The 13,688-nt window shown below is 70.6% G+C and carries 11 protein-coding genes and 1 tRNA gene; 10 read left to right on the top strand and 2 right to left on the bottom strand.

Annotated features, from left to right (window positions below; all coding sequences use genetic code 11):
- Positions 1 to 110: 110 nt before the first annotated feature.
- Positions 111 to 5,717: an autotransporter outer membrane beta-barrel domain-containing protein gene (locus tag K311_RS0113440; RefSeq protein WP_154659586.1), complete on the bottom strand. Its 5,607-nt coding sequence runs from the start codon at positions 5,715 to 5,717 to the stop codon at positions 111 to 113.
- Positions 5,718 to 5,724: 7 nt separating this feature from the next.
- Here K311_RS0113440 and K311_RS0113435 point away from each other — a divergent pair, with 7 nt between their 5' ends.
- From K311_RS0113435 to K311_RS0113420, 4 genes are all read left to right on the top strand, one after another.
- A complete protein-coding gene (locus tag K311_RS0113435) occupies positions 5,725 to 6,117 on the top strand; it encodes a hypothetical protein (RefSeq protein ID WP_154659585.1) in 393 nt (130 codons plus the stop codon).
- 61 nt (positions 6,118 to 6,178) lie between these two features.
- Positions 6,179 to 8,206 carry a caspase family protein gene (locus K311_RS17065; protein ID WP_051240168.1) on the top strand — a complete coding sequence of 676 codons (2,028 nt, stop codon included), beginning with the start codon at positions 6,179 to 6,181 and terminating at the stop codon, positions 8,204 to 8,206.
- A gap of 68 nt (positions 8,207 to 8,274) precedes the next feature.
- Positions 8,275 to 8,365, top strand: a tRNA-Ser gene (locus tag K311_RS0113425).
- A 93-nt stretch (positions 8,366 to 8,458) separates the two neighbouring features.
- Positions 8,459 to 8,857, top strand: coding sequence for a DUF6165 family protein (locus K311_RS0113420; RefSeq protein WP_026817726.1), 399 nt, complete (start codon positions 8,459 to 8,461; stop codon positions 8,855 to 8,857).
- A gap of 15 nt (positions 8,858 to 8,872) precedes the next feature.
- Here the strand turns inward: K311_RS0113420 and K311_RS0113415 are convergent, their stop codons facing one another.
- Positions 8,873 to 9,919: a glycosyltransferase family 9 protein gene (locus tag K311_RS0113415; RefSeq protein ID WP_026817725.1), complete on the bottom strand. Its 1,047-nt coding sequence runs from the start codon at positions 9,917 to 9,919 to the stop codon at positions 8,873 to 8,875.
- Between the two features lie 16 nt (positions 9,920 to 9,935).
- Between K311_RS0113415 and K311_RS17060 the strand changes: the two genes are divergently transcribed.
- The 6 genes from K311_RS17060 to K311_RS0113385 are packed head-to-tail and all read left to right on the top strand — an operon-like array spanning position 9,936 to position 13,637.
- Positions 9,936 to 10,688 carry a 3-deoxy-D-manno-octulosonic acid kinase gene (locus K311_RS17060; protein ID WP_051240166.1) on the top strand — a complete coding sequence of 251 codons (753 nt, stop codon included), beginning with the start codon at positions 9,936 to 9,938 and terminating at the stop codon, positions 10,686 to 10,688.
- A complete protein-coding gene (locus K311_RS0113405) occupies positions 10,685 to 11,437 on the top strand; it encodes an MBL fold metallo-hydrolase (protein ID WP_026817724.1) in 753 nt (250 codons plus the stop codon). Before K311_RS17060 ends, K311_RS0113405 begins: the two co-directional genes overlap by 4 nt.
- On the top strand, positions 11,434 to 12,468 hold the full coding sequence (gene moaA / locus K311_RS0113400) for a GTP 3',8-cyclase MoaA (protein WP_051240164.1): 1,035 nt from the start codon (positions 11,434 to 11,436) through the stop codon (positions 12,466 to 12,468). The genes K311_RS0113405 and moaA overlap by 4 nt, the downstream gene beginning before the upstream one ends.
- A 7-nt stretch (positions 12,469 to 12,475) precedes the next feature.
- Positions 12,476 to 12,961, top strand: a complete 486-nt coding sequence (gene moaC / locus K311_RS0113395) for a cyclic pyranopterin monophosphate synthase MoaC (protein ID WP_026817722.1) — start codon at positions 12,476 to 12,478, stop codon at positions 12,959 to 12,961.
- Positions 12,961 to 13,197, top strand: a complete 237-nt coding sequence (locus K311_RS0113390) for a MoaD/ThiS family protein (protein ID WP_026817721.1) — start codon at positions 12,961 to 12,963, stop codon at positions 13,195 to 13,197. Before moaC ends, K311_RS0113390 begins: the two co-directional genes overlap by 1 nt.
- Positions 13,194 to 13,637, top strand: coding sequence for a molybdenum cofactor biosynthesis protein MoaE (locus K311_RS0113385; protein ID WP_026817720.1), 444 nt, complete (start codon positions 13,194 to 13,196; stop codon positions 13,635 to 13,637). Before K311_RS0113390 ends, K311_RS0113385 begins: the two co-directional genes overlap by 4 nt.
- The last annotated feature ends 51 nt before the right edge of the window (positions 13,638 to 13,688 follow it).

The following is a 13,688-nucleotide window of genomic DNA, read 5'->3' as shown; positions in this document are numbered from 1 at the left end:
GTGGCCTGCAGGGCGGAGGTCGTGCGACTCATGGGTTTCCCATCATGGGACCGTGCTGGTTCGGGCCGCAAGCCGCGACCGGCATGGGCCGGCCGCGGCACTGGCACCGGTCAGAACTCCATCCGCAGACCGAGTGCGACGTTGTACTGCGACTCGCCGTTCCGGCCGAGCAGCTGTTCGTAGTAGAGGAAGCCCGAGCGGCCCTTGGTGAGCACCAGCGACAGGCCGACGCCGATCCGGAAGTAGTCGCTGTCCCTCGCATCGCCGCTCACGATGATCGGGGTCGCGGTCGGGTCGTGCAGGAAGCGCGCCTGCAGCGCCTGCGGGTCGTCGCGGAACTCGTGCTCCCATTCGAGCTGGAAGTGCGGAATCAGCACGCCCCACTCGGCGCTGTGGGTATAGGTCAGCTTGGCGCCGACGGTCGAGGCCAGCGACGTGATCGTGCGCTCGTCGATGTGCAGGCCGAGGCCACTGCCGGCGCCCGGCGCGAGCTGTTCGTCGATCGCGTCGAAGTCCAGGCGCGTATAGAGCAGACGGCCGTAGGGACCGATGCCGAACGCGCCGCGATTGAAGTCACGGCCGAAGGTGAACGCGGCCGAGAGCAGGTCGCCGCTGGAATCCGACTTCGCCACCTGCGAGATCGAACTCATGCCGCCACCGGGCAGCGGCAGCGAGTAGTCGATCCTGCGCACCAGGCCGAAATCGTTCTGGCCGAAGGTGAGCACGCCGTCCACATACCAGGAGTCGGACTTGTAGTAGGTGGTGTAGGCCGAGACCGACCAGCCCGTGGTGTCGACGCTGCCGCGGTTGTCGGCGAGTTCGGTGTCCTGCCGCGTGTATCCGAGGGCGGCGCCGAAGATCCACGAATCGCTGTAGCGGTAGTCGAGGCCGAAGGTCAGCCCCTCGATGTCGAAGTCGAACGCCGGATCGAGGCTGCCCTCGTCGAACTCGCCGCGGCCGATGTTGCCCGAGGCGAAGAAGCCCCAGCGGCTGAAATCGCTGCCGATCTCACCGCCCGCGGCCGGATCCTCGGCCTGGCTGAACGCGCTGGACAGGGCCTCCAGCGACAGCGGGCCGGAACGCGTGTTGAGCGCCAGGCCACCGAAGCTTGTGCCCATCGTGCCGCTGCGCAGCGCGGCGATGCGCGCCTTCAGGTTCTGGAACTGCGCCTGCACCGCGGCCAGCGACGCCTGACCCTGGGCCAGGGCGAGCGGAGTCATCAGCTCGTCGAGCGCGCCGACGACCGCGTCGGGATCGACACCGGCGGAGTCGAGCAGCTCCCGGCAGCGTGCCAGCAGGTCGGCCTGTTCCGCGCTCGGTGCGGCGAGTGCCGCCAGCGCGGGGCAGGCGTTGTCGATGGCGATGGCGACCTGCTGCTGGATCGGGTCGAGGCCCGGCAGCCCGGCCAGCGCGCCGTTCAGCGAGAACACCGCCGGCGCGGCGGCGATCGGCGAGGTCGCGGTGACCTCGATCGCACCCGCGACCGACACCGTCACCGTGTTGGTGGCGACGCCGGCGGCATTGGTCGTCGAGGTCGCGCTCGCGAGCGTGCCGGACGAAGCCGACCACTGGATCACCGCACCCGCGACCGGCAGGCCACCGCCGTCGTGCAGGGTGACCTCGAGCGGGGCCGACGGCTCGTTCGGCTGCAGCACCTGTTCGTCGCCGCCGGTCACGGTCAGCGTGCCGAACTGCGAAACCGTCAGCTGGAAGGTCACCGATACCGACGGGTCGTCGCTGCGGGACGCGGTGACCGTCGCGGTGCCCGGCGTCGAACCGGCGACCACCGTGGCGCTCGCCTTGCCGTCGCTCCCGGTCGGGCCGCCGGCGGTCACGATGACGTTGCCGGTGGAGGTCCAGTCGATCACCAGGCCGGCCGTCGGCGTGCCGCTGTCACTGGCCAGCACCTCGAGCGGCGCCGCGAACGCGCTGCCCACCACCGTCGCCTGGTTGTCGCCGCCGGCGATCGCCAGGGTCGGCACCGTCGCCGCGGTGACCGAGAAGGTCAGCGACGACTCGTCGCCGCTCGCGGGAATGCCGTCGGGATCGACCTCGACCTGCAGGGCATTGGCGATGTTTCCGACCGTCGTCGCGGTGACCGTCACCGAGGACTCGCCGTCGGTATCGGTCGTGGTATCGAGCTTCTGGATCAGGATGCCGGGTGCGGCGTTCCAGGTGACCGTCACGCCCGGCAGCGGGGCGCCACCCTGTTCGACCTGGACCGAGAAGGTCGTCGGCACGCCGACCTCGAGCTGCGCCGGGTTCGGTGTCAATGCTCGGGTGATGGTCGCCTCCGCGGTCGCATTGAGGTTGAAGGTGACCATGACCCCGGGATGCAGGAGACGCTCGGCGGTGATCACCAGCGGGCCGGGCGAGGTGGGGATCACGCTGACGTGCGCCTCACCGTTGCCGTCGGTGTCGCCGCTGGCATTGAGGGTCGCGGTGCCGGTGACCACCTGCCAGGAGATCGGCTCGCTGGCGGCCGGCACGCCGCTGTCCTCGGCAACCACCGAAAGCACCTGCGCCAGCGTCTGGCCCACCGTGCCGGTCTGGCCCTGGCCGCCGTTGATGCGCAGCGTCGGCGCCGAACTGACGTCGACGGTGAAGGCCACGCTGGACTCGTCGCCGGAAGCCGGGATGCCGTCCGGGTCGATCGCCGCGGTCACGCCGCCGGGATAGCTGCCGGGGGCCGTGCCGGCGACCGTGGCGCTGGCGCGGCCATCGGCGCCGGTGAGGCTGGTGCCGCCGCCGATCGTCAGCCCGGCCACCGAACTCCAGTCGACGACCACGCCGGCCAGCGGGGCGCCGCCCTGCGTGGCCTCGACCGTGAACACGGTGGCCACGCCGTCGCCGATCGTCACCGGATTCGGCGTGACCGCGCTCAGGCTGGTGCCGGCCGCGACGATGTCGGCGGTGAAGACCACCTGCACCGACGGGTCATCGCTGCGGCTGGCGACGATCGTCAGCGTGCCGGGCGCCCCCGGTACCACGCTCGCCTGGGCATTGCCCAGGCCGTCCGTGGGGCCGCCCGGATTGACCGTGGCGGCACCGGCCGGCGAAACCTGCCAGTCGATCGCGAGACCCACCGCCGGCGTGCCGCTGTCGTCCGCATTCACGACCAGCGGCGATGCCAGTGCGACGCCGACGATGCCGGTCTGGTTCTGGCCGGAAACGACGGTGAGTTCGCGCTGCACGTCGACGATCACGTGGAAGCGGTGCTCGGATTCGTCGCCGCTGCCCGGCCTGCCGTCGGGGTCGACGCTGGCGATGACGCCGTCCGGGTAATCGCCGGCGATGTCACCGCGGATCTGCATGCTGGCATTGCCGCTCGCGAGGGTGACGCTCGCGCCGCCCGTCACCGTGATGCCGGGCACCGCCGTCCAGGTCACCGGCACCAGCGCCGCCGGCAGGCCCTTCTGCTCGAGGTGGATCGTGAACATCCGCGGCACGCCGACCAGCAGGTTGGCGGGGTCGTCGCTGACCGCGTTCATCGTGGTCGCGTTGGCGCGCACCTCGAGGTCGAAGACCACCTGCAGGCCGACGTCGGTCCAGGTCGCGGCCACCTGCACCGGGCCGGCGTTGGTGCCGGCCGTGATGGTCGCGCGGGCGAGGCCGTCGGTCGGGTTGCTGGTGACCACCGCGGGCGTGGACAGGGTCGCGTCGCCGCTGAGGACGGTCCAGGTGATGTTGGCGGAGAAGTTCGAGGTGCCGGTCTGGGTCCTGACCTGCAGTTCCGGGAAGTCATCGCCGGGCAGGGCCTGGCCGTTGTCGCCGGCCTCCTTGGTCAGCACCGGGGCGCCCAGGATATTGGCATCGAAGATGTACGAGGCTTCGTCGCCGCTGGCCGGGACGCCGTCGGGGTCGACGCTGGCAGTCAGCACGCCGGCGAGGAGGCCGGGCGTGTTCGGCACGACGGCGACTTCGGCTTCGCCCGCGCCATTGGTCTGGCTGGTCGGGCTCAGGACGGTGATGTCGGGCGTCGCCGCGGTCCAGGTAACGGTGGTGGCCGGGCGTGCGACGCCGCCCTCCTCGACGTAGACGCGATAGAGCTGCTGCACCCCGACGAAGCCCGGGTTCGGGTTCGGCGACACCGCCGTCATCGTCACCGGCCGCGGATCCACCTGCAGGGTGAACAGCACCGTCAGGTTCGGTTCGTCGCTGCGCCGCGCGAGGATCTGCAGCGTTCCGGTCTGGGTCGGGGTGACCGCGATGCTGGCGAAGCCATCCACACTGGTCTGGGAACTCGCCGGGAAGGTGGCGTTGCCCGTCACCAGTTCCCAGTCGATCTGCAGGTTCGCGGTCGGGTCGCCTGCACTGTCGTAGGCATAGACCATCAGGTCGTCGGCGAAGGGGACGCCGACGATCGTGGTCTGACCGTCGCCTTGCTCGTGGTCGAACAGCGGCACCGGGACGACGTCGACGGTGAAGCTGGCGGTGCCCTCGTCACCGTTGTTCGGGATGCCGTCGGGGTCGACGCTGGCTTCGACCAGGTACTGGTCGACATCGACGCCGTCGAAGATCGCGGTGCTGCGGCCGGTGCCGTCGGTATCGGTGCCGGTCGGATTGAGCAGGTTCAGGCCGGTGGCAGGCGAGACGGCCCAGGTCACCGGGAAGGACGTCATCGGCACGCCGGTGGCGTCGGCGACTTCGACGACGTACTGACCCTGCGTGCCCTGCTGGAGCGTCAGCGGCCCGGAAACGAAGGTCACCACGGCCGGGATGGGATCGGCCTGCAGGTTGGCGAAGGCGACGCCGGGCTTGGCACTGTCAAGACGGCGCGCCGTGACCTGCACGGGACCGACTGCCGTCGGAGTGACGACGGTGCGCGCCACACCGCCGCCGTCCGAGACCGAAATGGCCGGCGAGGCGGTGCCGTTCACGACGATCCATTCGACCTGGACATTGGCCGCCGGGGTCGCGCCGGTGCCGTCGTCGTCCGAGACGCCCACTTCGAGTTCGAGCGGGAACGGCGTGTTGGGCGTACTCGCCTGGTTCTGGCCGGAGAAGACCGCGATCGCGCGCTCGACGGCCGTGATCGTGAACGTTTCCTGCGTGCCGAGGGTGCAATTGGTGTTCGTACAGCCGAAGCCGGTGACCACCTCGGCCGTGACCTGGTGAACGCCGGGAGTGGCCGGGATGTAGTCGTAGGCAGACAGACCGGTGTCCGTCTCGACGATCACCGAAGTGACCGGATCGGTCCACCGGATGTCGGTGCCGTCGTCGCCGGGGAACGAGGCGCTGCCGTAGAACACCTCCATCGACACCGTTTCCCCGGTCTCGACATCGAAGGTCAGCGGCGAGGCCGGTTCAACACCGGTCGCCTCGACGGTGACGTACCACTGCACCGGCAACAAGGCACCGCAACCGTCGGCAGTGCCCAGGTTGCACAGCGTCTCGCCCGTATAGACGTGCGTGGTCGCACCGAGCGGCTGGACGAAGGCATCGACGGTGCCGCTGGGGCCCGCGGTCGACGTGCCGACGAGGGTACCGGCGGAATCGTGGAATTCGACGGTGTCGCCCGCCGGCAAGCCGTTTTTCAGGAACGTTGCCTCGAGGGTGGTGGCCATGCCCTCATGGATCACTCGCGTCGGATCGATCGCGGTCAGCACCCAATCGGCATAGGTTTCGAAGTCCAGGACGACCTGGTTGGTACAGGCGGTCGAAAGACACTGGACCACGACCTGGCCAGCGCCGTTGTAGTTCGTGCCCAGGTTCACCTGGACGGTGACGGTCGAACCGGCGGTGGCTCCGGCGAATGTTCCGGAAATGATCCCGGTGGACGTCAGTACGGCACCGCCGGTGGTGTCGATCGGGATCGAGATGTTGCCGCCGACGCCTCCGGCCGGGCAGGCGGGGCTGTTCTCGACGGCGAAGCTCAGGGTCACCGTTGAGCCCGGTGCGCCGGAGGCCCAGGACACACCCGTGTTCTGCAGGTTGCAGGACTGCGCCGAACCCGGCGCGCTCCAGAAGACTGCGATGCACGCGAGCATCAAAGTCGCGAGCCACCGCCAGGTGGCCGCACGACCCATCGCCGCCCGTCGGCCGAATGCCGCGCTGCTCATGAACGTCATCGCTTTTCCCCAGGATTGCGGCTATAAATCCGCCGCGAGTATTTAGCGGCTGACGCGCCGCTGCAAGCACCGCGCGCGGTCGCATCGCTTCCAACGGAGCCATGCCCATGAGCGTGCGAAAAGCTTGTCCGGTCCGCCCCAAGAACCTCGTTTCGCGAACCTTCATCACCCTCGTCGCCGCCCTGACCGTGCTGGTCGCCGGCCTGCCGGTGCAGCCCAGCTACGCGGCGGTCAGGAATGCCGAGGATCTGCTGATCGTCGACTGCCTGCTGCCCGGTCAGCTGCGCCGGCTCGGACGCCAGGCGACCTACATGACCGCGCGTCGGCCGATCCGCACGACCCAGGCCGACTGCGAGATCCGCGGCGGTGAATACGTCGCCTACGACCGCGCCAACTACCAGACCGCGCTGCGCGTCTGGCTCGAGGGCGCGATGGCCGGGGATCCGGAAGCGCAGAACAACGTCGGCGAGATCTACGCGAAGGGGCTCGGCACCGCGCCCGACTACGCGATGGCCTTCCAGTGGTTCCGCAAGGCGGCCGACCAGGGCTATGGCCGCGCCAAGATCAACCTCGGCTTCCTGTACGAGCAGGGCCTCGGCGTGCAGCAGGACGGGGCGATGGCGCTGAACCTCTACCGCGAGGCTGCCGGTATCCAGGACGAGCTGATGTACGCCTCGGTCGTCGCCGTGCAGCTGAAGGCGAAGGACGACACCATCACCGCCCTCGAGGGCCAGGTCGCCGAGGGCGAGGCGGAACGCGCCGCCCTGCAGCAGCGCATCGAGCAGCTGCAGCGCGAACTCGCGCAGCGACGCAACGCGCTCAACGCCGCCAATGCCGAACTCGCCGCGACCCGCGAGCGGCTGGCCGAAGCGCGCGCCGCCCAGGACGACAGCCTGACCCGACTGCTGGAGAGCCAGCTGGTCGCGCAGGAAGAACAGATCGGCGCTCAGCGCGCGCAGCTGGCAGCGCTGGAACGGCAGACCGGCGGCAGCGCCGGCGCGGCAACGATGTACGCCGGCGTGCCGACGCTGGAGATCCTCGATCCGGTGTTCGTCGCCACCCGCGGCCGCAACACCGCGGTCTACCGGGGCGGCCCGGGCACGCGCCGGATCGTCGGCCGCATCACCAATCCGTCGCTGATCCAGGCGGTGACCGTGAACGGCAAGCCGGCCGAGCTCAGTTCCGGCGGCGGTTTCAGCGCCGAGGTCGAGGTGCCGGCGGCCGGCGCCCAGGTGCAAGTCGCGGCGGTCGGCAAGGACGGCAGCGAGGCGGCCCTCGATTTCACCCTGCTGCCGCAGGCCGGCAGCGGCCCCGCCACCCCGAACGGCGCGCCGGCGTCGGACGGCACGCTGCCGCGCGGCGTGAACCTGGGCCGTTACTACGCGGTGGTGATCGGCAACAACACCTATCGCGATACGAACTACGCGACCCTGACGAGCGCGTCGAACGACGCCAACGCGGTCGCCCAACTGCTGCGTTCGCGCTACGGCTACGAGACCAGCCTCGTGCTCAACGGCAGCCGGCTCGAGATCCTCACGGCCCTCAATGCGATGCGCGAGAAGCTCAAGCCCGAGGACAACCTGCTGATCTATTACGCGGGCCACGGCGAGATCGACGCGCAGGGGCAGGGCTACTGGGTGCCGAGCGATGGCGTCGCCGGCAACGAGCGCAGCTGGATCTCGAACGCGGCGATCAGCGACATCCTCAACACGATCGCGGCGAAACACGTGATGGTGGTCGCCGACTCCTGCTACTCCGGCACGATGACGCGTTCGGCGGTGCCGGTCTTCGACGCCTCGCAGCCGGCGGACAAGTGGGCGGGCTGGGTGAAGACGATGGTCGACGGCCGCTCGCGCACCGCGCTGACCTCGGGCGGCGTGATGCCGGTGCCGGACACCGGCAGCGGCCGCCACAGCTATTTCGCCCGGGCGTTCCTGAACACCCTGCAGGACAACAACCGCCTGCTCGAGGGGCAGCGGCTGTTCCGCGAGGTGTCCAGTTCGCTGGCGCTGAGCGCGCTGAACTCGCCGGTGCCGCAGGTGCCCGAATACGCGCCGATCCGCTATGCGGGCCACGAAAGCGGCGAATTCTTCTTCATGCCGCGCGGCGCCGGCGGCACGGCGGGGGCGCCCTGAGGCTGGCGAACTCGTTCGCGGCCCCCTATACTTCGCGGCCCCGGTGCGCGACCACCGCGCCGGGGTCCGGAGAGGTGGCAGAGTGGTTGAATGTACCTGACTCGAAATCAGGCGTGCGTTTATAGCGCACCGAGGGTTCGAATCCCTCCCTCTCCGCCAGACCCGAAAGCCCCCGACGACCTCGGGGGCTTTCTTTTTCGGCCGCCGCCGGGCGCCGGCTAGAATGGCCACCTTCCCGCCTGGATGGCCGCCATGTCCGAAATCCTCGTCCCCGTCTCCTTCGGCGAACTGCTCGACAAGATCGCGATCCTGCAGATCAAGTCGGAGCGCATGACCGACGAGGCCAAACTCGCCAACGTCCGCAGGGAACTCGCGGCGCTGGAGAACACCTGGATGGCGCATCCGGTCGCCGCCACCGACATCGGCCGCCTGCGTGCCGAACTGAAGGCGGTCAACGAACGCCTGTGGGTGATCGAGGACGAGATCCGCCTGAAGGAGAAGGCGCAGGCCTTCGACGACGAATTCATCCGCCTCGCCCGCTCGGTCTACTTCGAGAACGACGAGCGCGCGCGGGTGAAGAAGGAGATCAACCTCGCGCTGGGCTCGGCCTACGTCGAGGAGAAGAGCTACCAGGACTATCGCGCGCCCTGAGCGCCGCCGGCGGTTTCAGAGCCCTCGGTGGGCGCGGAACGCCTCGAAGCGGGCGATCGCGTCGTCCACGGTCACCAGATCCATCACGCCCGGGAACTCGATCCGCTGGCCCCAGCGCAGCGCCGACGCCGGCTTGTGCATGAAGCGCTCGGCGGCCTCGGCGAAACGGTTCACCGTCCAGCGCCGGTCGGAATAGGGGCCGGAACGCTCGGCATCGGTACAGGCGTGCAGGCCGAGCACCGCGGTCCCCATCGCATTCGCCATGTGGGTCGGTCCGGAGTCCGGGGTCAGCACCAGCGTGGCGCGGGCGAGCAGCGCCAGCAGCTGCTTCAGCGTGTCCTTGCCCACGAGGTCCCTTGCCGGCGCCCGCATCGCCGCGAGGATCGCATCGGCGGTGTCGCGTTCCAGCGCGCTGCGGCCGCCGACGATCACCACCCGCCAGCCGGCCGCAGCCGCGTGGTCGGCGACCGCCGCGTAACGTTCGGGGCGCCAGTTGCGCAACGGATGGCTGGAACAGGGCGACACCAGCAGCGTCGGCTGTTCCCCGGGCATCGCTTCGGCGGCCCAGGCATGCGCTTCTTCCGGCACCGGCAGCCGCCATTCGATCGCCCCCGGTTGCAGGCCGAGCGGAATCAGGAACTGCTGGAAAGCATCGACGACGTGGTGGCCGCCGGCGGGAATGCGCTCGTTCACGAAAAGTCCGTGAGCTTCGCGGCTGCGCCCGCGGTCGTAGCCGATCCGGCGGTCTGCCTGCACCGCGGTGGACACCAGGCCGGCGCGCAGGGCCAGTTGCAGGTTCAGCAGGGCATCGAAGCGGCGTCCTGCGAGCTCGCGCCGCAGCGCCTGCCAGCCGGCGAAGCCGGCCTTCTTGTCGTAGACGACGAACTCGACGCCGTCGAGGCCTTCCAGCAGTTTCGCCTCACCGCGGCCGATCACCCACGTGAGCGCGGCCGACGGCAACGCTCGCTGCAGCGCGCGCACGAGCGGCACGACATGGGTGGCATCGCCGAGCGCCGACAGGCGCAACAGGCAGAGTGAACGCGGCGCGGGACTGCTGGGCATTGTTAGACTGCCGAGGATGGAAACGACCGCCGCCACTCTCGAGCGCGTACAGCCGTTCCGCGACACCCGCGGAACCGGCGGGATTGTGTTCGACGCCGCGCGACTGCGGCAAGCGACGCCGGAATGGCTCGATCCCGCGTACTGGCTGGATGCCGCCGAGCCGGTGCGTGAAGGCGGCCGCGGTTCGGCGTGGTTCGTGCGAGGCAGCTTCGGCGATGCCGTGCTTCGCCGCTATCGCCGTGGTGGCGCCGCCGCCCACCTGAGCCGCGACCGCTACGTCTGGCTGGGCCGCGAGCGCGTGCGCAGCGTCGCCGAATTCCGCCTGCTCGCGAGCCTGAAGGCCGAGGGACTGCCGGTGCCGGCGCCGCTGGTCGCGGGCTGGTGGCGGCGCGGGGCCTTCTACCGGCAGGCGATCCTGGTCGAACGCATCCACGGCGCGCGGGCACTCGCCGCATGGTTGCCCGACCGCGTCGCCGCAGCGCCCTGGGCCGCGGTCGGGCGCACGCTGGCGCGCTTCCAGCGCCGCGGCCTCGACCACGCCGATCTCAATGCCCACAACATCCTGGTCGACGGCGGCGGCGAGGTCTGGCTGATCGACCTCGACCGCGGCGTTCGTCGCGACGGTGGCGACGGCGGCTGGCGCGAAGCCAATCTCGCGCGCCTGCAGCGTTCGCTGGCCAAGATCGCCGGTGACGACGGCGGCTGGCGCGACGGCTGGCGGCTGCTGCATGCCGCCTACGCCGGCGCCCTGCGGAGCCCGGCGCGATGAACTGGTCGCTGCATTTCCTCGGCGTCGGCAACGCGCAGGCGGCGATGACGCTCGGCTCGGCAGCGGCGGTGATCGAGCGCGACGGCGCCCCCGAGCTGATGATCGACTGCGGCCAGGAAGCGCTGACCAGCTTCGAACGCGCCTACGGAAGGTTGCCGGATGCGGTGTTCGTGACCCATGTGCACATGGACCACGTCGCCGGCCTCGAGCGGCTGTTCTTCGCGACGTATTTCGATCCGGCGCGACGCGGCAAGGTGCGCCTGTACGTGCCGGTCACCGTTCTGCCGCACCTGCAGGCGCGGCTGGCCGACTATCCCGGCGTCGTCGCCGAGGGCGACGCGAACTGGTGGGACGCCTGGCAGCTGGTGCCGGTGAGCCGCGGCTTCTGGCATCGCGGCCAGTGGTACGACGTGTTCCCGGTGCGCCACCACCTGCCGGACACCGCCTTCGGACTGCGCCTGCGCGGCAGCGTCGTCTGGACCGGCGACACCCGGCCGATCCCGGAAATGCTCGCGCACCACGCCGGCGCCGGCGAAGTGGTCGCGCACGACTGCGCGCTGCACGGCAATCCCTCGCACAGCGGCGTCGACGATCTCGAGCGCGAGTACCCGGCGGAGCTGCTCGCGCGCTGCGTGCTCTACCACTACGCCAGCGACGCCGACGGCGAGGCGCTGCGCGCGCGCGGCCACCGCGTCGCGCGGGCCGGCGAGCGGCTCACGCTGGCGGCGCCGCTGCCGGGATCGGCATGAACGCCGTACCTGCAGGCTTCGCCGCGGCGCCGGCCATCGGTCCGGCGCACGACCGCCTCGGCCGCCCCCTGCACGACCTGCGCGTGTCGGTCATCGAGACCTGCAACTTCCGCTGCCCGTACTGCATGCCGGCGGAAGCCGCCGACGAGGCCGGCCTGGGCAGCACCGGCCGGCTGTCGTTCGCCGAGATCGAAACCGCCGTGCGCGCCTTCGTCCGGCTCGGCGTTCGCAAGGTCCGGCTGACCGGCGGCGAACCGCTGCTGCGCCGCGGACTTCCGGAGCTCGTCGCGCGGCTGGCGGCGGTTCCCGGTATTGAAGACCTGGCGCTGACGACGAACGGTTCCCTGCTCGCCGGCCACGCGCGGGCGCTGCGCGAGGCCGGATTGCGCCGGCTGACCGTCAGCCTCGACGCGGTCGATGCGGACCTGTTCCGGCAGCTTTCGGGCGGGCGCGGCGAGATCGCCGACGTGCTCGCCGGCATCGCCGCCGCCGAGGCGGCCGGTTTCCGCCGCATCAAGCTCAACTGCGTCGTCCAGCGTGGCATCAACGACCACCAGGTCGAGGCGATCGCCGAACGCTTCCGTGGCAGCGGCCACGTGGTGCGCTTCATCGAGTTCATGGACGTCGGCAACTGCAACGGCTGGCGGCGCGAGCGTGTCGTTCCCTCCGCCGAACTGCGCGAGCGCCTGCACGCGCGCTGGCCCCTGCGGCCGCTGGAACCGGCCTATCGCGGCGAGGTCGCCGAGCGCCACGCCTGGTGCGACGGTGCCGGCGAGGTGGGCTTCGTCAGCTCGGTCACCGCGCCGTTCTGCGGTGACTGCCATCGCGCGCGACTGGCCGCCGACGGCCGCCTGGTCACCTGCCTGTTCGCCGCCGACGGCGCGCCGCTGCGGCCCTTCATCGCCGCCGGCGAGGAAGCTCTGGCCGATCGCATCGCCGCGCTGTGGCAGGCACGCGCCGACCGCTACAGCGAGGCGCGCGGGCGGGCAGGGCAGGGCCGGCGCATCGAGATGTACTTCATCGGTGGCTGAGGGCCGCATGTCCGCGAAGAAACTCACCCATGTCGACGCCCGTGGCCGGCCTTCGATGGTCGACGTCGGCGACAAGGCGGTCACCGCCCGCGCCGCGGCCGCCGAATGCCGGCTCCGCTTCCCGGCGGCCGTGGCCGCGAGCCTGCGCGCCGGCGGGATGGCGACGAAGAAGGGCGCGGTGATCGACACCGCGATCGTCGCCGGCACGATGGCGGTCAAACGCACCCACGAGTTGATCCCGTTCTGCCATCCGCTGCCGATCGACGGCTGCCGCTTCGATGTCGGCTGGCACGACGAGCGCACGCTGCGCATCGAATGCGGCGTGCGCACGACGCATCGCACAGGCGTCGAAATGGAAGCGCTGACCGGCGCCACCGTCGCCGCGCTGACGGTTTACGACATGTGCAAGGCGCTGAGCCACGCGATCGTGATCGGCCCGGCGAAGCTGCTCGGCAAGCGCGGCGGCCGCCGCGATTTCGGCGAGGCCGGCTGATGGCGGTCACCGTGCTGTATTTCGCGAGTCTGCGCGACGCTGCCGGCCGCGACAGTGAAACGCTGCCGCAGCCGGCGTCCCTGCGCGCGCTCTACGCTGGACTCCGCGCGCGGCATGGCTTCGCCTTGCCGGCGGAACGCCTGCGTGTCGCGGTCGACGGCGCTTTCGTCGCCTGGGACACGCCGCTCGCCGACGGCGCCGAGGTCGCCTTCATTCCGCCGGTCTCCGGCGGATGAAGCGCTTCGCCCTCACCGACACCGCGCTGGACACCGTCGCCCTGCAGGCGGCGCTGCAGTCCCCGGCCGCAGGCGCCTTCGCCAGCTTCGAGGGCCGCGTGCGCGACCACCATGCCGGCCGCACCGTGCGCGCGCTGCACTACCAGGCCTATCCGGCGCTCGCCGACTCCGAGGGCGAGGCGATCCTCGCCGAAGCCCTCAGCCGCTTCGACATCCTCGACGCCCGTGCGGTGCACCGCACCGGCGACCTGGCGATCGGCGACCCCGCCGTCTGGGTCGGCGTGATCGCCGCCCACCGCGGCCCGGCCTTCGATGCCTGCCGCTGGATCATCGACGCCCTCAAGGAGCGCGTGCCGATCTGGAAGCGCGAGAGCTATGGGGACGGAAGTGAGGCGTGGCAGCACCCGGGGGCTGCTCAAGAAGTAGTGGATAACAAATAAGAAATAGTCGTCGCGCCCGCCGCCCCGCAGCCTCCACGCGGCCGCGCGGCG

The organism is Arenimonas composti TR7-09 = DSM 18010 (genome assembly GCF_000426365.1).
Lineage (GTDB): Bacteria > Pseudomonadota > Gammaproteobacteria > Xanthomonadales > Xanthomonadaceae > Arenimonas > Arenimonas composti.
Note: the sequence above shows the minus strand (reverse complement) of the source record. Positions and strands in the feature narration are given on the sequence as shown.

Coding starts and splice junctions, on each gene's coding strand:
- K311_RS17065 (WP_051240168.1), top strand. CDS start 6,179: ATGAGCGTGCGAAAAGCTTGTCCGGTCCGCCCCAAGAACCTCGTTTCG.
- K311_RS0113420 (WP_026817726.1), top strand. CDS start 8,459: ATGTCCGAAATCCTCGTCCCCGTCTCCTTCGGCGAACTGCTCGACAAG.
- K311_RS0113415 (WP_026817725.1), bottom strand. CDS start 9,919: ATGCCCAGCAGTCCCGCGCCGCGTTCACTCTGCCTGTTGCGCCTGTCG.
- K311_RS17060 (WP_051240166.1), top strand. CDS start 9,936: ATGGAAACGACCGCCGCCACTCTCGAGCGCGTACAGCCGTTCCGCGAC.
- K311_RS0113405 (WP_026817724.1), top strand. CDS start 10,685: ATGAACTGGTCGCTGCATTTCCTCGGCGTCGGCAACGCGCAGGCGGCG.
- moaA (WP_051240164.1), top strand. CDS start 11,434: ATGAACGCCGTACCTGCAGGCTTCGCCGCGGCGCCGGCCATCGGTCCG.
- moaC (WP_026817722.1), top strand. CDS start 12,476: ATGTCCGCGAAGAAACTCACCCATGTCGACGCCCGTGGCCGGCCTTCG.
- K311_RS0113390 (WP_026817721.1), top strand. CDS start 12,961: ATGGCGGTCACCGTGCTGTATTTCGCGAGTCTGCGCGACGCTGCCGGC.
- K311_RS0113385 (WP_026817720.1), top strand. CDS start 13,194: ATGAAGCGCTTCGCCCTCACCGACACCGCGCTGGACACCGTCGCCCTG.